Genomic DNA, 21,715 nt, shown 5'->3' with positions numbered 1-21,715 from the left:
TTCGTATTTTTCCTTTCTTCTTTTGCCTGCCGGATAATTTCAGCACCTTTATCCAGCACAGCCGGTCACCGCTTTGCATATCGCTTCGTCATCTGGAGTGGCACTTCCATGAAGTTGGGCGTAAAGTTCCCTCAATGGCTGGTCGGCACGGAGAATCTGCCATGAACTTCGCAGATGGTGTGTAAGTGTGTCCAGTTCTTGGAGGTCTTTACGCTGTTCTGCATCCTTGACCGCCTGCATTTCCTTTTCGGTTTCCGCTATCAGTTTGTCCAGCATGACGGATTCATTGCCATAAGATAGCAGAGTGGAAAAATCCGGCTTTTCATCCAATATGCTGCTTAATGCGCATTTATCCGTAATCTCCATCAGTTCGGATATGGAGAACGGCTTGAACAGGCATCCGGCAAATCCACGCCCTATAAGTTCCTCCTTGCTGCAACTGCCCGAAGCGGTTGTCACGACTATGGGAATACTCTTCGAGTTGCCTACATTGGATGAGCGCAACAGTTCCAGCAGTTCAAAACCGCTTATCTCAGGCATATTCAGATCCGTCAGAAGCAGGCTGTATTCCTTTTTTCGTATCAGCTCCATCAGTACCGAAACATTGGTACAGGTATCGCAGTGCATCCCTTCATGGGCATACATTTCTTTCAACATAAGGAGAAGTACCTCGTCATTGTCGATGGCAATCACATCATGGCAGATATGATTATGGCGCATTTGCGCTTGAATTGTCTGTTCCGGCAGTTCCTCGGCTGTCTGCATGGGAATTTCCACCGTGAAGCGGCTCCCTTTGCCTTTCTCGCTTTCCAAGCGTATAGTTCCACCGAGCATCGCCACAATACGCTGCACGATGGACAATCCTAATCCGAAGCCGTCTTTTGCGGCGGCATTTGAAAGACGTTCAAATGCACCGAATACTCGTTGTTGCTCATCTTCGGTCATGCCCGTACCGGTATCTTCAACGATAAGTTTCAGCAAACCGTTATCATAATCCGCTGCCAATGATACACTACCGTTATCCGTGAACTTGATGGCGTTTGACAACAAGTTGTTGCCGATTTGCAGGATACGTTCCTTGTCGGTCAAAACCACCGCATCGGTGTGGCTCTCCACTATCAAAGTCAGCCCCTTGTTCATGGCAATGGGCATGAACTCCGTTTCAAGAATATGCGTGATTGCGGAAATCCTGCAAGGGGAAAGGTTGGGTTGCTCCTTGCCGTTGTCCAGACGGAAGGAATCCAGCAGCGTGTTGAGCATCTCCCGCATACGCTCGGAAGATTGCCGGATATTATCCACATACATGGTGCTTTTATCCGCGCTACAACTTTTCTGCATCAGTCCGGCATAGCCTCATTTTGTCAATCGTATTTTTTCGTGGTAGAAGTAGTTTACGATGACAGGTTTGCCTTTTTCCGAGCGTCCGTATGGCAGATCGTTTATACGATACGGGAAGCCCTGCTCCTTGGCGTAATTTGAAATGTCCTGCTCCAATGCCTGCCAGTATTCAAGCCTTTTTTTATTGTAAATTTCCTCGTAAAGCGGTATGAGGTCAGGATACTTCTCACGGATATACGTCATTATCCCGCCTTTGAACTGCCCGCGTAAATTCAGGTTTTCAAGCCAGATTAAATCAGCATAATCTTTTACCTCCTCTATTATTGCCTTCACGTCTGTTATTCTGGGGAATATGGGCGAGACGAAGCATACGGTGCGGATACCTGCCTCGTATGTCTGACGCATCGCTTTCAGACGGCGTTCAATGCTTACGGCGTTGTCCATATCTGCGCAGAACTGCTCGTCGAGCGTATTGACAGACCATGACACAGTCACTTTGGGAAAACTCTTCAACAGGTCGAGATCGCGAAGGACAAGATCGGACTTTGTGCATATCATAATCTCGGCATCGCTTCCTCGCAGCTCTTCGAGCAGCCTTCGGGTACGGTGGAATTCTTCTTCATACGGATTGTAACCGTCCGTCACAGACCCTATTACAACACGTTCACCGTCGTATTTATGAGGATTCGTTATCGGCTTCCAGTTTTTTACATCTAAAAACGTACCCCACGGCTCGGTGTGCCCGGTGAACCGTTTCATGAACGATGCGTAGCAATACCTGCAGGCGTGGGGACACCCTACATAAGGGTTGACCGAATATCCTCCCACCGGCAGAGAGGATTTGGTCATTACACTCTTTACATCTATTTCCTTTATTGTATCCATATTCATTGTATTCGTATGGTAAATTGTTCCGGCAATTCCTGAATCATTCTTTCGTCGCCCATAATCGGCAGCAAATCCTCTTTCATGAACACCGGTATGCCATGAGCCTTTGCCTGTTCTGCAATGCTAAGCACCCATTCGGGGCGCGAATATGACTTTCCTTTTCGGTTTCCGGTCTCTGTGCCTATGACAATCCAGTCAATTCCATCGAAATCAATCTCGCCGATATCATCGAAGAGAGGTTCAAACGTGACATGGTAGTGTCGTGCTTTGATATTCTTTTTCAAATCATCAATCCTCCTTTTCTCGGAACTGCGCGTGACGGTCACGCCCATCCATACGTTCTCGTCGTCAGAGGAGAAACTGATTTTGTCAGGGCGCTTCGTCAGAAAGATATAGGCGTGCTGGGGATTGCTGCTGATCCGCTCGAAAATTTCTGCGTTCCATTCAGGCTTCCAATCGGAGAAATCGCTCATTCCTGTCATGAGCCACACATGAGGACGGGACGTATCGATGATGCGCAGTTTTCGTTCCATGTATTCAGGCACGGAAAAGTCGTCGGTAATGTGGAAACGGCGGCAGTTGTTACGGGCATAGCAGTAAGGGCATCCTATAGTGCACCCTACCACTATGTTCATGTTTTTTATCAGGGATTTAATGCAGACACTCATAACACAACTGTTTCTCCGTCCTCCGGGATAATCAGCCGGCTCATGTCGGCTTCGTGATGCGTTGCCTCATTGCGCAGAATTGCACGGGTGGTCTGGCAATGGTCGATGGCATCCATGTGTACGGCTATCAGCTTGATATGCGAAGGCAATTCGTCAAGTATCTGCATCACTTCGTTCTCGTCGGGGATGATAGGACCGTCCGTTTTGGAAAATTCGGGAAAGATTGCACCTCCGGAGTTTACCACGATATAGTCAGGATTGAACCGTTCCACGGTGTCTCGGATACATGCTTCCCATCGGCAGTCACCCATTATATAAACGGTCGGGAAGCCCTCGGCTTTTAGCACATAACCTGATACAGGTCCCATCATCTGCCCGATCTGCCCGAAACCATGATGTCCGGTCGTGCGGTAAATGGATATGCCGTCTATTGTTTTTATTTCTTCGATGGGTATCACATTTGTAAATCCGTCGTTTCTGATGGCGTCCGCGTCCTGGGGCTGAACGTAGAAAGGAATTTCTTTGGGCAAATGTGTGGGGACACTCGGCTCGTAATGGTCGATGTGATTGTGGGTCAGGAGCACCATGTCCACGCCTCCGATAATATCCTGAATAGGAATGGTGAGGTGTACCCTCGGTGTTTTATTCACACCGAGGGCCGATATCAAAGTGCCTTTGTCGGCTAAAACGGGGTCAATTAGCATGGTGTGTCCCGCATACCTGATTTTCAAGGTGGCATTGCGCACCAATTGTACTGTGGATGTCTTTTTCATGACTATATGTCTTGTTATTGATTACGGGTGCAAAGTTCGGAAGAATCCGGCGAAACATCTATGCCTGAAAAAACGGTAATTATGCCATTTTGATAAATGAAATTATTATCTTTGCAAAAACGACAAGGATATGGACGAGATAATCAACCCTGATCGACTGGTCAGCGTACCGTTCAACAAGACACGCTGCGGCGTGGATTTTTACATCAATACTGCCATAAACAAGGACATCGGACTTGTGCTGACAGAAAACAAGCGGTTTAAGACAGACTTCTTCAGCTTCTACTTTTTCCGTAAGGCAAACGGATATTTGCTACTGAACTTCCGCAAGATTGAACTGCGCGACGGCATGGTTCTCCTGCTTTCACCCCATCAGCAACAAGAGTGGCATGTAGATGAGACGGCGTTGGATTACACGTTCCTTATATTCCGCGAAGATTTCATGCGTACTTTTATCGCCGACAAGTTCTTCGTTTTTCGCCTTTTGTATTGTTACCAGACAGATACGCCGCCTTACATCAATGCCACACATGACGAAATGAAGGAATATATGCGGCTGCTCGGAAAGATTAAGTATGAGCTGATGAATCCAGTGTCCGATACGTACAATATCATTGTTTCCTTACTATATTATCTTTTGCTGATTATCAATCGTACATACGCTGCCGCCTATTGCTTGCCCGCTGAAATTGCTAAAAACAATTTCGCTTTTCGGTTCAAGGACTTGTTGGAACAGAATATCCGCACCCACCAGCGGGTGCAGGAATATGCAGACATGCTTCATGTCAGTCGCATCACACTCAATAACTCAGTAAAAGCCCAATTCGGAGTATCAGCTACCCATTTGATAAAACAACGTCTGCTTGAGGAACTGAAGAACGAATTGCTATTCTCCAACCGCACTGTCAGTGAAATGGCGGATGATTTCAATTTCTCTGATCCGAGCCATCTCATGCGCTTCTTCAAACAGCAAACAGGCAAAACATTTACTCAGTACATGACGGATTACAATAAAGGCATATACGAATAACTTCTTAATATAGTCGATAGCGGCTATCGAAATATGGTTGTTGATGTTCAGGCGTTTTTGTACTGCATGAACCATTTTACGATTTCTGGATCTTCGTGCGAGCCGAGTAAGAAAGGCTTGTCGGTATCCAGCGTCTTTATCCGTGCCATGTCGTCGGCCGACAGGGTGAAGTCTAATATGTCGAGATTCTGCTTCATGCGTTCCGGTTTCACAGACTTAGGAATAATTATGCACACTGATATTTATCGCGCCCGGACAGGTGTTCGGTGCGGAAGATGACGGCATGCAGTTCCAACCAGATGGCTACCTGCTTATGTTCCATCCCGACCTGCTGCGGAATACACCTCTCGGGCGGATAATGCGTGAATATTCGTTCTTTTCCTACGAGACAAACGAGGCATTGCACCTTAGTGTGGAAGAACGGCAAATCATCATGGATTGCTTCCACAAGATTCAATATGAATTGAACCATCCGATACACCGTCACAGCAAGAACCTCATCACAGACAGCATCAAGACGTTCCTTGATTACTGCACACGTTTCTATGACCGCCAGTTCATCACACGCGACAACCAAAACCGAGACATCCTCGCAAGATTTGAGCGGTTGCTTGACGAATACTTCCATGATGGGGCTGCTAAACGGATAGGCTTGCCCACTGTACAGTATTGTGCAGACAAGCTCTGCCTCTCGCCCAACTATTTCAGTGATTTATTGAAAAAAGAAACAGGTTCAACCGCCCTGCATTTCATTCATGACAAGTCTATTGAAATAGCCAAGACGGAACTTGCATCTACAGACGACACCGTTAATGAAATCGCCTATAATCTCGGTTTTCAGTACCCGCAACATTTTACCCGACTGTTCAAGAAAGAGGTAGGTTACACTCCGAATGAATATAGAGCGCAAGTGTCGTGAGAATTGGATTAGTACAGAATATTAGAACCCAACACCTCTCTTGCGCTTAACTTTCTTCCTTCTGCGAAGTATATCCACCATTTCCTGATTGGCTTCCGCATCAGCAGCGTTATAAGATGAGCCACTGCTTTTTAGCAATCCCCAAGAGCCGTTGAACAACTCGCTTTGTGCCGTGCCGGACGGTGCGCTTGGTGTAGCCGTTTCATATATTCCGGCTGTTATTCCCATACGTTCCCTGCATCTGTTGTGCTGCAAAGCCGCGTCAATCTTGGAATAACTGAAACGCCTGTCCACTTTGGAGCCGTTGAAATGGTAGCCATTCATGGAGAATACAACACCCTGCACCTCGCTGGTCTGCCCCTTATGCTTGAAATGTACTTCCACTCCCTGCCGTTTCAGGTTGGCGATAAGCACGTTCCAGTTGCCGCATCTGCCGACTTCCATTTTGATGATGTCGTAAAGCGCATATTTCGTCCTGTCTGGCTCTTTCAGGCGGTTGCGTTTGACATTGTCCTTTCCGCCAGCCATATGCAAGCCGTATTTCAAGGTCAATTCCTTGCAGATGCGGGTACTGCGCAGACGCTCGTGCCTGTCCGATATGGTATTGCCGTTGTTGTCTATGCGGTTGAAAGCAATATGCACGTGCGGATGCTCCTTGTCGAAATGCTGGGCGATGAAGAACTGCGTATTCTTGATTCCCATCCGTTCCATATATTCGAGCGCGATGCCTGCCATGATACGGTTCGTCAGCCGTAACTCATCCTCTTTGGAAAAACTCAACGCGATATGTCCGACAGGTTTTGTCACCTTATCGTTCATCCGTGACTGGGCATTGAAACTCATGGCGATAGTTTCCAGATTTTCCATAAACAAGCCTTCGCTTGCTACTATCTGCGTATCCTTCTTCTTGTCGATGATGTAATCCACCACACCCTTGAAGTCGCTTCCTTTTACGATTTTCGCCATCATATCCCTATCTTGGTTATAAGTTCATGAATCCTTGCCACTGCCACCTTGCAGTCCCACCGTTCATCGTGGAAGCCTCCGGCGTTTGCCTTACGCGCAAGCTGGTTGAAATTGTTAGCCATGCCGCAGAGTTGGCGGATGTATCCGGCATGTTCCTCCGACAGCCGTTCTTTCACATGACCGTTACGGAAACATTCCCTCATGTACTCGCTTGGTGATACGCCCGCCTCATGCGATCGTGTCAGCAGGCGGAAGTAGTCGGCTGCCGTCATTTTCACTGCGATACGGTATTTCAGTTTCTCGGTTGCTTCCTTCTTGGGGCGACCTCCCTTGTTGCGTTCCTTGTGTTCCTTTGTCTGTTCCATATTTTATTCCTTTTAATTCGGTTACTGATTCAACTGTATAGACCGACGGGATGCCACCTCCTGCAATTTGGATGGTGGGTGGCAAGCGGTTTCGGTACACCCGAAACACAAACTTGCTACCTCCCAATCCTTAAGGAATGAGTTTCGGGCATCTCCCGTTTTTCTCATTCGGGATGTCATAATCCCAACCCTTTCTTCTTGGGTTTTACGATAGTTCTTAGCGGTGGACTAACGGCTAATTTCTGCCGGATTCCACGCAGGTAATCGTTCAGGTCTTTATGCCCTTTGTAGTTGTCGGAGAAGTCGCGGATGCGTCCGGCGAACTTCCTTTCCAATTCCCGATACGCCTTTCTTCCCGCCTCGTCATTGTCGAGCATGCAGTGGATACGTCCATACCCGTGCAGCACATCTATAGCTTTGGAAACATTGGCGGTCGAATTGAGGATGACGTAATCCTGCCTGTCAAGGTCGGGCAAGTTCGAGCAGTTCCTCTTCCGCAACGTGAGGAATGAAAGATAGTCCATCATGCCCTCGAATACAAGGCATTTCTCTCTCGCTTCTCCCTGTTGCCGAATATGGCTGATGTCTTTGGGTGCGACACAGCCTTTGAAAAAACGGTTACGCACTTCAAATCCTCCCGCCACATTCGGAAAACCGATGGCGAAATAGGGCTTGCCGTTATGGGTGAAGTGGAGCTCTTTACATTGCGCCTTTGCCAAAGCGATGTTTATGCCCCGTTCCTGCAAGTATCGGAGCAATGCCGGATGGGTGAGTTCACCCACCTCCAAATGTTGGAAACTCGGTTCGGATGCCTGCTGGCGAAAAGAGAAAGATATGGGACGGATGTGTGGTGCCTGTTCCGCTATCTTGCCAAGCAGATAAGGCACATGGTCGGATGCGTACAGTACCCCTGCAAGTGCGATGATGTTACCACCTCTTCCCAGTCCATAATCGAACCACAGGTTGCGGTCGGTGTTCACCTTGAACGAGGCTTCCGTTTCCTGACGGAACGGGGATTTATACCACAGGCAGTTTCCCTGTTGCTTTACGGGCGAATAACCCAAACTTTGCAGATAGTCCGCAATTTTGATTTGTTTTGCTTCTTGGATGTTCATGATATAATTTCTATGGATTTGATGATGACTGTAAAAACGTTGATTTGATGAATGAGATATGTATTGTCCTATACGTTAATGCTTTATATTCTCAACATCTTCTCAACAAACCACTCACAAATAGAGAATCCAACAAACTGATGCTGTTTCCCTCTCAACTTTTCTTTTCGATTGTTGAGAATTTGTTGAGAGTGTATGCTGTTTATTATCAGTATGGTTATATCATTATTCATCAATTCAACAAAAAAAGAATAGTATTACAGGGATTCAAGTTGTTCCCTTGTGACGGTGTAGAAACGACCGACTCTTTTTATCGGCTCATATCGGCACTCCCGATTGTAATTGAATTGGTAAGTGGTATATGTAAGCCCGTTAGAGGCAGGAGTAAGTTTCCAACATTCCTGCAATACCTTTCTGACTTGGTGCTTCTCCACCTTTACCTGCGAATGTACCAGCAAAAGAAGAATGTCGTTGTGGCAGAACGAGAATGTGTCCGTGCCGACACTTTCCATAATGTCAAGGATAAGTTCGCACATCTCTATCTCCAATCGGTTGCGGTTGCTGCGGATAATCTTCTGCAAGGCTTCGGTATGCAGCAAAGAGGGCGCAAACCACATACGGCTTTCCTTTTCGGTGGAAAGTTGTCTGTATTGCAGGTAATACAGAAAGGCAGGTATCTCAGCTTTCAGCTTTTGCAGGAAGTCTGTGTCATCGGATTGCAGACGGTCTATCTTGCGCACCCAATAGCGTGTTTCACCTGCATCAATGATAACAGGCAGATACTCGTTGTTGGAGCATAGCACGAACTTGGCAAAGAACGCTATCTCGTCACGGTCTTTGCCTTTGGCTTCCACCTTGTAGGAAAGTGTGGTGCTGAGGTTCTTCAACCGCTCGCTGTCCTCCCTGCGGTTGAGCAATACCTCGTCCACCACGATGAGCAGTTTTCCTGCCCAGTCGGAATTGAACTGGCTGCGGAAGTCCTCGTTGGTATTGAAAGTGACATTGTTTTGAAACACAGCTTTCAGGAAGTTCAGGAATGTACTCTTGCCCGTGTTGCGTTCTTCTGATACCAACAGCAGGATAGGCAGTTTCTGCACGGGTTGCAGGTAGAGCAATTGAAGATAGTCCATGCCCAATTCATACTGTTCACCGAAGATATGGCGCACCAATGACCGGATACAGGGAAACTCGCCTTGTTGCGGACGGTGTCCTATCGGCTCGTAGAGGTTCAGGAACTTGTCCACCACGGGACGGTAGTCCACATGGTCGGGGACGGTGCAGAAGCCGTCGTACTTCGGCACGGTGGCGAGATAGTCCTTGCCGTAGTCCTGCCGCAGTGTTTCGTTGTTCCACACGATGCGCTTCTTCACATAGCCTCCGTTCAGACGGGGCTGGTTCACTAACTTGTAGAGGGTAGTACCCACACGGATAAACTCCTCATTTTCAAAGTTGCCTTGTTTCATTAGCACTTCTTTTTTTGTTTAATCAGTGCAAAACTCGGCAATTAGCGCAGAACGGATTAACAACTCACGCATACCTCACGTAAGATTTTCTTGGATTTGGCTTTATGACATACTACAAAAGCCCGAAGAAATGCCATTCTAATGGATTTTTCTTCGGGTTTGTCGTAATCGTACGTATGAATGGCAATACACCTATTCACATACTCGTATAAATACATTGTTGGCAATGGGAATACGCATAGGTCTCACTACTTCATGTCGTCATATCATTAGAACTTATGCCTGATAATTAGACATATCCCAACCATTTATACCCAGCGAAAAGAAGATATTTGTTTTCTCTTTTCGCAAGTACAGCCTTTCAAAAACGGTATTGCGTACCTGTTCCGCACCGAAGCTGTTGATGCGGAAAGCAAGCGCGACTATCATCGGAAAACTGAACACATCGGCATGATAGCCGTTTTCCAGCCGGATATACTTCTGTACCTCGTATTCTTTTAATGCTCCACTGTTATAGATGTTTCTGATGGCAGAACGAAGTGTCGGAGCAATTACTCCGAACAGTTCCACCAATTCCGGCTCGCTCATCCAAATGTTTGAGACATTCTCCGGCATGATGATATTGCCGGATTCATTCACTGTTATGCTGTTTCTTCTCATACTCATGACATCGTTATTCCGTTAAACGTCTTACTCAGTTTGTCGCCGAACATGGTCAGGTCGTTGTCGAGCTTCTGCGTGGTTATCTTTGCGTAGAGTTGGGTCGTGACTATATTCGTATGTCCCAACACACGGCTTACGCTTTCAATGGGCATCCCCTTGCTCAAAGCTAATGTTGCGAAGCCATGACGACTGCAATGAAATGATATTGACTTGGTTATGCCACATTCCCTTATCATCCGTTTCAACGGTTTGCAGATAGACCAATAGTTCAAGCCGGGGAATATACGATTGTCTTTCTGCATCGGTCGGTAGCGTTCGACTATCTGCAAGGGTATATCCAGCAGCTTCACTTGGAAGGCGACTTTTGTCTTGTGGCGTTTGGACAATATCCACTTCTCGCCGTTCACCTCCACGATGTTGTCATTCGTCAGTTCCTGAATGTCCACGAACGACAAGGCGGTGAAACTGGCAAAGATGAAAATGTCACGGATGTATGCGAGCTTGCTGTCTGCAAACTCATGTGTCATGACCGCTTTCAGTTCATCCTCCGTCAGATATTCCCGTTCTTTCACATTGGGGCTGATATGAAACTGGATGAAAGGATTGCGCGGTATCAACCCGTTATAATGCGCTTTCATGACCACGCCTTTCAGCCACATACAGTTTGCCCATATCGAACCGTTCCGCAATCCGGCTTCAGTCGAGAGGTATGCGGCGAACTCCTTGATGAAATCGGGAGTAAGTTCCAACATGGACATATCGCTGCGTCTGTAAAACGACTTGATAAAGGCGGCTACATGGTTTCTTGCCCGTACACGTGCCCGATAGGTAGCCATTACCCTGTCTTTGCCTACCCGTTTCTTGAACACTTCGTTCTCACGGTCGAATGCTTTTAGCAGCGTCTCATACTCGCTGCCGATTCCCTGATAGGCGTTGCGCACCATCTCAGCCGTAACAAATGCCTCGCGGTCTGAAATGCGCTGGTAATGTTTGATGATTTGCGCCTTGATGTTGTCAAGGGCAAGGTTGATGTCTCGTGCCTCGCGGCTCTTGCCTTTCGCCTTGTTTCCTTTCACGTCCCAAAGCGTTTTCGGGATGTTCTGCTTACAACTGAACTGCGCCACAGTCCCGTTGATTGTCACTCGTCCCATGATGGGGACAATACCGTTTTTCTCCTTGCTGCCGTTCACGTAGAACAGAACCTTGAATGTGCTTCTTGCCATACTCGTTTTTTGTTTGCAAAGTTATTACTCAACGAGTTAGACCTTGATATGCCAACCTGTGCCACAAGCTGCCAAATACAACACGGTGTGTTAAAAATCACCATTCGGCGGGTAATGATTTGGAGACCGTTCTTCTTCATAAATCCGCTTTCCTTTACGTTACCTCGATTTTTCGCCTGTCCTCATTTGTCTTCGCAAACGCCTTATTGACAGGCATTACGAAGACATTTGTCCCTTTTTATTCGTCTTTTCCAGAGATTTTTCGTATCTTTGTAACAGAAGAATCCAGGGCACAGGTGCTTGAGAATCATGCCCTGGATTCACGACTTCTAATCAATAAACAAATGCGACAAAACGGCATTTCCACATCGGCTTTCGAGTTGGAGAAATGGATAGACGACTACTCAAAAACACTCTTGGACAGAGCCTATTATTTGCTGTCCGATAAAGAAGATGCCAAAGATGTAGTTCAGGAAGTTTTTCTTTCGGCTTACAAAAGCAGAGATTCTTTTCAGGGGAAAAGTACGCCATTAACTTGGCTGACAAGCATATTGCAACATAAAATCGCCGATATATACAAAAAGCGGTATAACGGGAACTCCCAATCATTATCTTTCGAGACTTTTTTTGACAAACACGGTGAATGGATCGAGCCAGACGTGGCGGACCCTTGGGAGGAGGACGAGTTTGCAGTAAGTACACTATTAAATAATGACAGTTTCTATGAGGTATTCAATCAATGTCTTGGGAATCTGCCCCGACAATGGCTGATTGTCGTCAACAAGTGTTATCTTCAGGAACAAAAAGCGGTGGAAATATGCCGCGAACTAAACCTGTCGACTGCCAATTACTGGAAGCTATTGCAGCGCAGCCGTCTTCAGTTAAGAAAGTGCCTCGATATTCACTGGTTTAAATTAGGAGGTCAAAATGCTTAAAGAGTTTATACATATATTTACGTTGTCATGCAAACAGGCAACCTACTTAATCGAAAAGCGTATCCATGTCCCCTTGTCGGTTACGGAAAGGATGCGTTTGGCTATCCACCTTTCACTCTGCCGGTTGTGTCGCGCATATAACACAAAAGCTGTCTTTTTAGACCGTTTGATGAAAAGGGGTAGAAAGAAAGAAGTTTGTAACTGCCGATTTGGAAAGGAAGAAGTAGAGCAGTTTAAAATGGACATAAAAGAGAAAATAAATAGATGATGGCTTGGATTTCTTATAAAGTTGTTTTACTTTTGCGCTCCGAAAACAAGGAGAGATGCTCGAGTGGTTGAAGAGGCACGCCTGGAAAGCGTGTAAACCCCTAAAGGGTTTCGCGGGTTCGAATCCCGCTCTCTCCGCTGAACCGGCTGTTCCTACCCCCCTGTATATCTTGATTTACTAAATGAGCTGCATATATATATGAAAGTGTCCGATACTTGAAAGATCGTCGGCACGACCTGTATGAAGTAAAACCAAAACGGAAGTAACAAAATTGTAATAAATATATCTTAGCATTGTCATTTTGCTGTGTTTTACAAGGTGTTTAAGATGTTTTATAAGTAGAACACTTTCAATAGCGGAGAAAAAATAGTATATTTGTAGCAAATGCATTTAAACTAACATTCTATAACCCTCCAAAAGTATTTGCTTATGATTAAAAGAAGATTACTCGCGTATGACATCCCACAATTGACTAAAGAATTCAAGAAAGATTTTCCCCAGTTGCAGGCAATGGCGGAAGAAAGCGAGAGCGCAGAGCTTTTTAAAGAGGCTCTGCGCTCTTTTGTCTCTTCACGCATTGACAAGACTGTCGGCGGAAGCAATATGGGCAATGCCGTGGCGAGACATATTCTTCTGCTAATCGAACATGACGACACCATCGTTTCCGAGCTCTCGACCGGCGAAAATATACCGGTACGGACAATCACCTATCTATGGCAGCTCCTGACCGGAAAGCTGACGGAGCCTGTTTCACCTGATTTATTTATAGACCTGTTCCGGCAGTTTGATTTATTGGAGAACCCGGAAGAGGTTATACCGGACCGTTCGCTTGTCAAACGGCAAATGAACCGTTGGCCTACCGGCTTGGATGAAGATGTGATGGCAATACGCCGTTCCAATAAGGAGCGGATCATTGCCGGACTGATACGCAAGATCGAACGGCGCCATGCACCGACATCCCGCTTTCAGTTTGCTGAAGGAATGAGCTATGCGGAAAAGTACACAAAGGTGCAGGATTGGTGGAATACCAGCCGCTTCCACCTTACCATGGCATTTAAGAGCCCGACGGAACTGAACTATTTTCTCGGTGGCTCCCTATCGGAAGAGACAATGCAATTACTGGCGCGTGCCCGGAAAAAAGGAATGCCTTTCTTCGTAACGCCTTATTACCTTTCTTTGCTGAACACCAACACAAGCGGATATGACGACGCCACGATCCGTTCCTATGTCCTTTATTCCGAAGAGTTGGTTGAAACATACGGACAGATAAAAGCTTGGGAAAAAGAGGACATCGTCGTGGCCGGCCAACCCAATGCTGCCGGATGGCTACTGCCGGAAGGGCATAACATACACCGCCGTTATCCGGACGTGGCGATCCTGATTCCCGATTCGATGGGACGGGCTTGCGGTGGTTTGTGCGCTTCTTGCCAACGTATGTACGATTTCCAGAGCGAACGTCTGAATTTCGATTTCGAATCTTTAAAACCGAAAGAGACCTGGGACAAGAAGCTGCGACGCCTTATGCGTTATTTCGAAGAAGATGCACAGCTCAGGGATATCCTGATTACCGGAGGCGACGCGTTGATGAGCCAGAATGCAACACTGCGTAACATCCTCGATGCCGTCTACAAAATGGCAGCCCGAAAACAAAAAGCGAACGAGAGCCGCCCGGACGGAGAAAAGTATGCCGAACTGCAGCGTGTCCGTCTTGGAACCCGCCTGCTTGCCTACCTGCCACTGCGTATCACGGATGATTTGGTTACTATTTTAAGGGATTTCAAAGAGAAAGCATCGCGCATCGGAGTTTCGCAGTTCATTATCCAGACGCATTTCCAGTCTCCGCTCGAGGTGACGCCGGAAGCGAAAAAGGCTATCGAAGCAATTCTGTCTGCCGGATGGATCATCACCAACCAGCTGGTCTATACCGTTGCCGCCTCCCGGCGCGGACATACGGCCAAGCTGCGGCAGACGCTGAACGCGATGGGTGTCGTATGCTATTACACATTTTCGGTCAAGGGCTTTCATGAAAATTATGCAGTCTTTACGCCGAACAGCCGCTCCTTGCAAGAACAGCAAGAGGAAAAGATATTCGGTCTTGTCCCGAAAGAAAAACAGAAAGAGCTTTACCGCCTGATCCGCTACGAACGTCCATTGGGAAAGAAGCTGGTCAATTTCATCCGGGAAAACCATCTCCTGTTTGCAGCAACCGACCGTAATGTATTGAATCTTCCCGCTATCGGTAAAAGCATGACATTCAAAACAGTCGGCATGACTGCCGATGGAAAACGTATCCTGAAATTCGAGCATGACGCCGGACGCCTCCATAGCCCTATCATCAATCGTATGGGAGAGGTGTATATTGTCGAAAACAAGTCCATCGCCGCCTACCTGCGCCAGTTACAGGCAATGGGCGAAGACATCAAAGAGTACCTCAGCATCTGGAATTATTCCGAAGGCGTAACCGAACCGCGCTTCAGTATCTACGAATACCCCGATTATCCTTTTGATATTACAGAAAAGATGACGAATCTTGAGCTATAAAACGAGTAATGTGTTATCTTTGTTCGTGCTAAACCAATATTAAAATGATAGAGAACGAAAGAGAAACACGACACGAGCATGTGTTACAGGCTGTCCGCCAGATGATGACAGCCGCCCGGACGGCCCCGAAGGGGAAAGGCATCGACATCATCGAGGTGGCAATGGTTACGGACGAAGATATCAAACGTCTTTCCGAAGAACTTATTATTATGTCAGGCGAAACCGGTTTGAAGTTTTTCCTGCGCGACGCCGACAATATCCTCCAGGCCGAAGCGATTATGATTGCCGGCACACGCCAGCAGGTACAGGGTTTGAACTGCGCACACTGCGGATACCCCACTTGTGTGGAGAAGCCCGATGCTGTCCCCTGCGCCATCAATTCGGTGGACCTGGGTATCGCAATCGGTTCAGCCTGCGCCACAGCATCGGATCTCCGTTTGGATACACGCGTCATGTTCAGCGCCGGTTTGGCAGCCCAACGGTTGGGGATGCTGGGCGACTGCAAATGCGTGATGGCAATTCCGGTCAGCGCGTCTTCCAAAAACCCGTTCTTCGACCGGAAACCGAAGACTGAAGGTTAACTAATAAAATTGTGTTTATGATTAAGTTTGATAACAAACTCGAACTTCGATATTACTTCAATGACAAGTCCAACTACATGGATGCCATAATCAAACACCGGGCAGAGAAAGAAGTCCTTTCCCTTCTCCGGTCATTGGCAGACATGCTGGATGTCAAGATGACGGTCTACTGCGAATCTTTCCAGCAACAAGAAGGATTCCGCGAGATATGGTCGGCGGCAGGTGAAAACAGCCGCCTGATCTCGATCGTCCTGAATCTGTTTATGCAGGTATGGACACGCCCTTCCCTACTGGTTGGCGGACAGCCGGCGGCAGACCGTACGACGGCAGACGAGGAGAAGATGCAACGTGAAGTGTCGCTCCTTCGTAACAATTTGAAAAAGAGACTGCCCGGCGTCACGATTTCGCACGAACTGGTGGAACTGCTGAGCGCATCTCCCCGCTTCTGCAAATGCAAATCCAATTTTTATGAGGCTGTACGCGGCTATCCGAAAGTAACGCGGTTCACCTTGCGCGAGCTGAACGAAAACAACCGGAGCCGTTCCGGTTCACTGGAAGTCAAGCGCGAACAGTTCGACTATTATATCCTCCGTTCCGACGAACTGCCCCCTGTCAAGGACAACAAAGCGACGATCGAGATTATCTCGCCTGTGTTGAAAGATGCCCGCTACCGCTGGAAAGGGATCTATAACAAAGGAGGAGAAACGATCGACTTCTATATGTGCGACGAAGATTTCAAAAAAGATATGTTCGACGAAAAGATCACCTTCAAGAGCGGCATGTGCATCGACTGCGTGTTGGAAATACAACGGAAGATGAGCGAGTTAGGCGAAGTGGTCAACGTCAGCTACACCGTCGAGACAGTCATCCGGACCCGCTTCGACAAAATGGAAATCATCACGCCGCAAGGCAAACGGCACCTGCGGAAGTTAGAAGCCGAAAAAAAGCAGTTGACACTTGACCTTTTCGGATAAAACAAAATAACAATGGCGAAAGCAAAAACTGTCTATGTCTGCTCCAACTGCGGGGCTGACTCCCCGAAATGGATTGGGAAATGTCCTTCTTGCGGCGAGTGGAATACGTATGTCGAAGAGATCGTGGCAAAAGAGCCTGCCGGAAAGCGGGCGCTCTACGGCTTGCCGGACGGCGGCAAGGTACGGCCTGTATTGCTTCGCGACATCACTTCCGAAGAGGAAACGCGCATTGACCTGAAGGACCAGGAGCTGAACCGCGTCCTCGGAGGCGGCCTGGTGAAAGGCTCGCTTGTCCTGATCGGAGGCGAACCGGGTATCGGGAAATCGACCCTCGTTCTGCAAACTGTTTTAGGATTGAACGGACTGAAAACGCTCTACGTCTCCGGCGAAGAGAGCAGTCGCCAGCTGAAACTCCGTGCCGACCGCATCGCCCACGAAAACCCGGACTGTTTTATCCTTTGCGAAACCAATCTTGAACAGATCTTCGTACAAGCCCAAAATGTACAGCCCGACCTGTTGATCATCGACTCGATACAAACCATTTATACGGAAGTCGTGGAGTCCTCCCCCGGCAGTATCACCCAAGTACGCGAATGCAGTGCGGCTATCCTGAAATATGCCAAGGAAAGCGGGACGCCCGTTCTTCTGATCGGCCATATCAACAAGGAAGGGAGCATTGCCGGCCCGAAGGTATTGGAACATATCGTTGACACGGTCCTGCAGTTCGAGGGCGACCAACACTATATGTACCGCATCCTCCGCAGCATCAAGAACCGTTTCGGGAGTACGGCCGAGTTGGGGATATACGAGATGCGACAGGACGGCCTTCGCGAAGTCAGCAATCCTTCCGAACTGCTGCTGACGCAAAACCACGAAGGGCTGAGCGGCGTCGCCATCGCAGCAGCTATCGAAGGTGTCCGCCCTTTCCTGATCGAGACGCAGGCATTGGTCAGTTCCGCTGTCTACGGGACGCCCCAGCGCAGCGCGACGGGCTTCGACCTCAGACGTATGAATATGTTGCTGGCCGTGCTGGAAAAGCGCGCCGGCTTCAAGCTGGTCCAGAAAGATGTCTTCCTGAATATCGCCGGCGGCCTGAAAGTGAACGATCCGGCGATCGACCTGGCTGTGATCAGCGCCGTACTTTCTTCCAGTCTCGACATTACGATCGAGCCGGGTATCTGCATGTGTGGCGAAGTGGGGCTGTCGGGCGAGATACGTCCGGTGAACCGCATCGAGCAGCGTATCCTGGAAGCGGAAAAGTTGGGCTTCTCACGCATTATCATCCCGCACAATAACCTGAAAGGCTTCGACTCATCCAAGTGCAAGATTCAAATCATCCAAGTGCGCAAGGTGGAAGAGGCTTTCCGGCAATTGTTCGGATAAGTTATATTTATATGAGAAAAAGTGTTGTTTATCTATTTGTGAGTGTTTTCTTCCTGTTTACGAGCTGTGAGTATCAGTTAGGGGAGAATTTTGTGGAGATGGAAAATCACCAGGTTGACTCGGTCACGACGAGTGTGGATTTTTATGGTTTTATCCATGATTTGGAAAACGAGATCTATGTGGTGAAACATAGCGGGAATGCTGTATGCGAAATTTATCCGTTGCCCGGATTCGAAGTTGAGAAGCAAATCATCCGCTTAGGTGAATTGGAATGGGAAAGCGATGGAATCCGATGCGATTTTGTGCTGGACGTAGACCGGATTCCAAATGGTTCTTATGAGTTGTCGTGCGAAATCTTTGCACGGACAAATAGTGGGACGGTTGCCGGACAGGTCGGAACCGAACATTATGTAGAAAAGCGCAGTTGGCCTCTAAAGGTTGATGCGCGTAACGGGAGCGACAAACTCCTGCCGTACGAAATCAATGAAAAAGGGCATCCTGTCATATTCTGGGAAGTAGACGAATCGGAGCGTGACGGTTTCGATTACTACACAATCGAGTATAGCATCGAGAATTATACATATATCCGGCGAAGTTACGATTTCAACCAACGTTCTTTCGTAGACGAGAAATACACCGGTGGCGGCGGCACATACGAGGTTTATATTTATTTCAAAGACGAGACCCTTCGTCCTTATTCCCTTGGCAAGGCAATTCTGGAAGCAAACATGTCTAACCCTGAAAACACCCCGGAGAAATGAAACGGATACTGCTTTTTATATGCCTCGTCTTATCTGCCATCCGCTTCGGACAGGCACAATCGCTGACTGTCGAGTATAACATCGGACATGGTTCTTACCAGATGTCCGAAATGAAAGACCGGTTAAAAGATCTTGCACTCCCTGTTGTAAATGCCCAGACAACCGACAAGTTCCCCGGTTATGTCACCCAGGATACCCGCATCGGGATTGAATGGAAACGTAATCATGCAGGGGTGCTTTTCAACTATATGAATACAGCGGGGAAGAAAGGCGTAGCCGATTATTCGGGGCACTGTAACTATGAGTTACATAACAAAGGGTACAAATTAGGGGCTTTCTACCGCTTCCGCCTGACGAAGGAAGAACTGGGTATTTTCACCTTTGAGCCTTATGTACAGCTCTCGTCCGGTGTCGTGCTGACCAGAGGAAAAGAGCTCTACAGCTTGTTTATAGAGTCTGCTCCGGAAAGTAGCAACCAGAGTAAAAATAAATATTCCGGTACAAACATCTTTCTGGAACCAACTTTTGGTATTAAATTTGGCCTCTGCCGCAACATCGCGCTGAACCTGAGTGTCGGATACGAATGGGATGCGGTAAAAGAAGACTGCCAACTCGGAAATCCGAAATCCCCATTACCCGTAGAGGTCGACTGGAGTGGCTACCGGGCACAGGCTGGATTGATTTTTTATTTGAATCTGAAGAAATAACAATGATACAAGAATTACAACTCCGTATATTGCCCGAAGAGGCCGCCAACGAACAGTCGTTGAAACAGGTTGTTGCCCGCGAGACGGGGACATCCGTTCCGCATATCCAGGCAGTCCGGGTACTGAAACGTTCGATCGATGCGCGCCAGCGGACAATCTATGTGAATGTAAAACTGCGTGTTTTCATCGACGAACAGCCGGACGAACCGGAATACCAATCGGTGGAATATAAAGATGTTTCAGCTGGCAAAACAGTTATCGTGGTAGGCGCTGGCCCAGGAGGTCTGTTTGCAGCTCTCCGCCTGATCGAGCTGGGTTTACGCCCTGTCGTAATCGAACGCGGGAAGAATGTGCGCGAACGGAAGAAAGATATCGCCCTGATCAGCCGCGAGCATAAAGTGAACAGCGAATCGAATTATAGTTTTGGTGAAGGAGGTGCCGGAGCATATTCGGATGGCAAGCTCTACACTCGCAGCAAGAAGCGCGGTTCGGTCGACAAGATCCTGAATATCTTTTGCCAATTTGGTGCCAGCACATCGATCCTGGCAGACGCCCATCCACATATCGGAACAGATAAACTGCCACGCGTGATCGAGAATATTCGTGAACAGATTATCCGCTGTGGTGGTGAAGTCCATTTTGAAACACGCATGGATGCCCTGATCATCCATGGCGAAGAGGTTGCCGGCGTGGAAACCAATACAGGCAAAAGCTTCTACGGTCCGGTCATCCTGGCAACAGGTCATTCCGCACGTGATGTCTACCGCTACTTACACGACCAGCAGATCCCAATCGAAGCAAAAGGCATTGCTGTCGGGGTCCGCCTGGAACATCCTCAGATGCTGATCGATCAGATCCAATATCATCGCAAGGAAGGAAGAGGGGAATATCTGCCGGCTGCCGAATACAGCTTCGTTACGCAGGTCAACGGACGGGGAGTTTACTCTTTCTGTATGTGCCCCGGTGGCTTTGTCGTTCCAGCAGCCAGTGGCCCAAAACAGGTGGTGGTCAATGGGATGTCGCCATCCAACCGGGGGTCTCGTTGGGCTAATTCCGGAATGGTTGTGGAGATTCGTCCGGAAGATTTTCCTTCGGATTCCCCTTTGGGATTAATGGAATTTCAGGAACATCTGGAAGAACTCAGCTGGCTGAATGGCGGTATGAAGCAGACTGCTCCTGCACAGCGAATGGCAGATTTTATCAACAAGAAAAATTCTTTTGATCTTCCGGAATCTTCTTATACACCGGGGCTGCTGGCTTCTCCGTTACATTTTTGGATGCCGGAATTTGTAACGGGCCGGCTACGTGAAGGCTTCCGTTATTTCGGAAAAGTATCTAAGGGATTCCTGACCAACGAAGCATTGATGATCGGGGTGGAAACACGCACCTCATCGCCTGTCCGCATACTGCGCGACAAAGAGAGTTTCCAACATGTAACGTTAAAAGGCCTTTTTCCATGTGGTGAAGGGGCCGGATATGCCGGAGGAATTGTTTCCGCCGCGATCGATGGTGAACGGTGTGCAGAAGGTGCCAGCCATTATTTGGACAACCAATAGGGAAAGTCTATAATATCTTCTTTTTCAGTTTACAATACCAGGCATTACTGATACCCATATACCGGGCAATGTATTTATCGGGTACACGGTTGATCATCCAAGCGTAATTTGCATAGAGAAACTGGATGAACTCTTCAGCGGTAGAGGACAGACGAACAGCCAGCAAAACATCCAGCTTATAGATGATCGTCAGCATGACATTCTGGTAATAGGAAGCGAACAACGGATAACGAAAAGAAAGATCTTCGATATGGCTACGGGAAAAGCAAAGCAATTCCCCTGCTTCAAGTGCCTTAATTTCGAACTCGGAAGGCTGTTTCGTAAAATAACCAATGGCAGACAGGAACGGAAACATATTATCGGCCGCAAAACCGGTGACACATTCGTTGCCGTTCTCGTTTACATATAAATTAATGAATAGTCCTTTGTTGATGAAATAGGCATCCTGACACAACTCACCCGTACGCAATAGGTAATCTCCTTTTTTCACTGAGATCACTTTGGCATGGTCTTCCAATTCGCCCAGGAAAGCTTCATCGCGAGCGAGAGCTTCCGGCAGATCGGCAAGGAGTCGCGCGAAATGAGCATCTGTTTCCAT

At 47.8% G+C, this 21,715-nt stretch carries 21 protein-coding genes, 1 tRNA gene and 1 pseudogene; 11 read left to right on the top strand and 12 right to left on the bottom strand.

From position 1 onward, the window contains the following. Nucleotides 1-8 precede the first annotated feature (8 nt). The 4 genes and pseudogenes from DWW90_RS13335 to DWW90_RS13320 all read right to left on the bottom strand — a co-directional run. Nucleotides 9-1,353 (bottom strand): annotated as a pseudogene (locus DWW90_RS13335) (hybrid sensor histidine kinase/response regulator); the annotation flags it as partial. Further along, complete coding sequence (locus DWW90_RS13330; protein ID WP_004329298.1) at nt 1,354-2,229, bottom strand: radical SAM mobile pair protein B; 876 nt, start codon at nt 2,227-2,229, stop codon at nt 1,354-1,356. Further along, nucleotides 2,226-2,894 (bottom strand): radical SAM mobile pair protein A, encoded by a 669-nt coding sequence (locus DWW90_RS13325; protein ID WP_040311589.1) that lies wholly within the window; start codon nt 2,892-2,894, stop codon nt 2,226-2,228. Before DWW90_RS13325 ends, DWW90_RS13330 begins: the two co-directional genes overlap by 4 nt. After that, nucleotides 2,891-3,667 (bottom strand): MBL fold metallo-hydrolase, encoded by a 777-nt coding sequence (locus tag DWW90_RS13320; RefSeq protein WP_004329300.1) that lies wholly within the window; start codon nt 3,665-3,667, stop codon nt 2,891-2,893. The genes DWW90_RS13325 and DWW90_RS13320 overlap by 4 nt, the downstream gene beginning before the upstream one ends. 130 nt (nt 3,668-3,797) lie before the next feature. Between DWW90_RS13320 and DWW90_RS13315 the strand changes: the two genes are divergently transcribed. Beyond that, nucleotides 3,798-4,697, top strand: a complete 900-nt coding sequence (locus DWW90_RS13315; protein ID WP_004329302.1) for an AraC family transcriptional regulator — start codon at nt 3,798-3,800, stop codon at nt 4,695-4,697. Nucleotides 4,698-4,744: 47 nt separating this feature from the next. On the opposite strand, the gene DWW90_RS20655 is transcribed toward DWW90_RS13315, so the two are convergent. Then, on the bottom strand, nt 4,745-4,894 hold the full coding sequence (locus DWW90_RS20655) for a hypothetical protein (RefSeq protein ID WP_004329303.1): 150 nt from the start codon (nt 4,892-4,894) through the stop codon (nt 4,745-4,747). Nucleotides 4,895-4,956: 62 nt separating this feature from the next. On the opposite strand from DWW90_RS20655, the gene DWW90_RS13310 reads away from it, so the two are divergent. Continuing rightward, on the top strand, nt 4,957-5,616 hold the full coding sequence (locus tag DWW90_RS13310) for an AraC family transcriptional regulator (RefSeq protein ID WP_004329304.1): 660 nt from the start codon (nt 4,957-4,959) through the stop codon (nt 5,614-5,616). Nucleotides 5,617-5,637: 21 nt separating this feature from the next. On the opposite strand, the gene DWW90_RS13305 is transcribed toward DWW90_RS13310, so the two are convergent. The 6 genes from DWW90_RS13305 to DWW90_RS13280 all read right to left on the bottom strand — a co-directional run bounded on the left by DWW90_RS13305 (nt 5,638) and on the right by DWW90_RS13280 (nt 11,411). Further along, entirely contained in the window at nt 5,638-6,585 is a 948-nt protein-coding gene (locus DWW90_RS13305; RefSeq protein ID WP_007560543.1) for a relaxase/mobilization nuclease domain-containing protein, read from the bottom strand. Beyond that, nucleotides 6,582-6,947: a MobC family plasmid mobilization relaxosome protein gene (locus DWW90_RS13300; RefSeq protein ID WP_008145222.1), complete on the bottom strand. Its 366-nt coding sequence runs from the start codon at nt 6,945-6,947 to the stop codon at nt 6,582-6,584. The genes DWW90_RS13305 and DWW90_RS13300 overlap by 4 nt, the downstream gene beginning before the upstream one ends. 176 nt (nt 6,948-7,123) lie before the next feature. After that, nucleotides 7,124-8,062: a toprim domain-containing protein gene (locus tag DWW90_RS13295; protein ID WP_008145216.1), complete on the bottom strand. Its 939-nt coding sequence runs from the start codon at nt 8,060-8,062 to the stop codon at nt 7,124-7,126. Nucleotides 8,063-8,319: 257 nt separating this feature from the next. Further along, a complete protein-coding gene (locus DWW90_RS13290) occupies nt 8,320-9,525 on the bottom strand; it encodes a primase-helicase family protein (protein WP_004328112.1) in 1,206 nt (401 codons plus the stop codon). Nucleotides 9,526-9,801: 276 nt separating this feature from the next. Beyond that, complete coding sequence (locus tag DWW90_RS13285) at nt 9,802-10,191, bottom strand: hypothetical protein (protein ID WP_122345315.1); 390 nt, start codon at nt 10,189-10,191, stop codon at nt 9,802-9,804. Beyond that, on the bottom strand, nt 10,188-11,411 hold the full coding sequence (locus tag DWW90_RS13280) for a site-specific integrase (protein ID WP_005775881.1): 1,224 nt from the start codon (nt 11,409-11,411) through the stop codon (nt 10,188-10,190). The genes DWW90_RS13285 and DWW90_RS13280 overlap by 4 nt, the downstream gene beginning before the upstream one ends. A gap of 344 nt (nt 11,412-11,755) precedes the next feature. On the opposite strand from DWW90_RS13280, the gene DWW90_RS13275 reads away from it, so the two are divergent. The 9 genes from DWW90_RS13275 (at nt 11,756) to DWW90_RS13230 (ending at nt 21,117) form a co-directional block, all read left to right on the top strand. Further along, nucleotides 11,756-12,346: a sigma-70 family RNA polymerase sigma factor gene (locus tag DWW90_RS13275; protein ID WP_122331361.1), complete on the top strand. Its 591-nt coding sequence runs from the start codon at nt 11,756-11,758 to the stop codon at nt 12,344-12,346. A gap of 317 nt (nt 12,347-12,663) precedes the next feature. Further along, nucleotides 12,664-12,751 (top strand) — tRNA-Ser (locus DWW90_RS13265). 292 nt (nt 12,752-13,043) lie between these two features. After that, nucleotides 13,044-15,155 carry a KamA family radical SAM protein gene (locus tag DWW90_RS13260; RefSeq protein WP_122345313.1) on the top strand — a complete coding sequence of 704 codons (2,112 nt, stop codon included), beginning with the start codon at nt 13,044-13,046 and terminating at the stop codon, nt 15,153-15,155. Nucleotides 15,156-15,199: 44 nt separating this feature from the next. Further along, on the top strand, nt 15,200-15,736 hold the full coding sequence (locus DWW90_RS13255; protein WP_115499930.1) for a ferredoxin domain-containing protein: 537 nt from the start codon (nt 15,200-15,202) through the stop codon (nt 15,734-15,736). Between the two features lie 17 nt (nt 15,737-15,753). Further along, nucleotides 15,754-16,710, top strand: coding sequence for a hypothetical protein (locus tag DWW90_RS13250; protein ID WP_122345312.1), 957 nt, complete (start codon nt 15,754-15,756; stop codon nt 16,708-16,710). A gap of 12 nt (nt 16,711-16,722) precedes the next feature. Continuing rightward, nucleotides 16,723-18,093, top strand: a complete 1,371-nt coding sequence (radA, locus tag DWW90_RS13245) for a DNA repair protein RadA (RefSeq protein WP_122345311.1) — start codon at nt 16,723-16,725, stop codon at nt 18,091-18,093. A gap of 11 nt (nt 18,094-18,104) precedes the next feature. Then, the gene (locus DWW90_RS13240) at nt 18,105-18,854 is read left to right on the top strand and encodes a hypothetical protein (RefSeq protein ID WP_147382437.1); all 750 of its coding nucleotides are present in this window, start codon (nt 18,105-18,107) and stop codon (nt 18,852-18,854) included. Continuing rightward, a complete protein-coding gene (locus DWW90_RS13235; RefSeq protein ID WP_122345309.1) occupies nt 18,851-19,561 on the top strand; it encodes a hypothetical protein in 711 nt (236 codons plus the stop codon). Before DWW90_RS13240 ends, DWW90_RS13235 begins: the two co-directional genes overlap by 4 nt. A 2-nt stretch (nt 19,562-19,563) precedes the next feature. After that, nucleotides 19,564-21,117, top strand: a complete 1,554-nt coding sequence (locus tag DWW90_RS13230) for an NAD(P)/FAD-dependent oxidoreductase (RefSeq protein WP_122345308.1) — start codon at nt 19,564-19,566, stop codon at nt 21,115-21,117. Between the two features lie 7 nt (nt 21,118-21,124). Here DWW90_RS13230 and DWW90_RS13225 read toward each other — a convergent pair whose 3' ends face one another. Beyond that, complete coding sequence (locus tag DWW90_RS13225; protein ID WP_122345307.1) at nt 21,125-21,715, bottom strand: Crp/Fnr family transcriptional regulator; 591 nt, start codon at nt 21,713-21,715, stop codon at nt 21,125-21,127.

The sequence above is a fragment of the Parabacteroides sp. AF17-28 genome, from assembly GCF_003479205.1.
Taxonomy (GTDB): domain Bacteria; phylum Bacteroidota; class Bacteroidia; order Bacteroidales; family Tannerellaceae; genus Parabacteroides; species Parabacteroides acidifaciens.
The sequence above is the reverse complement of the archived record's forward strand: the minus strand, read 5'-3'. Positions and strand labels throughout refer to the sequence as shown.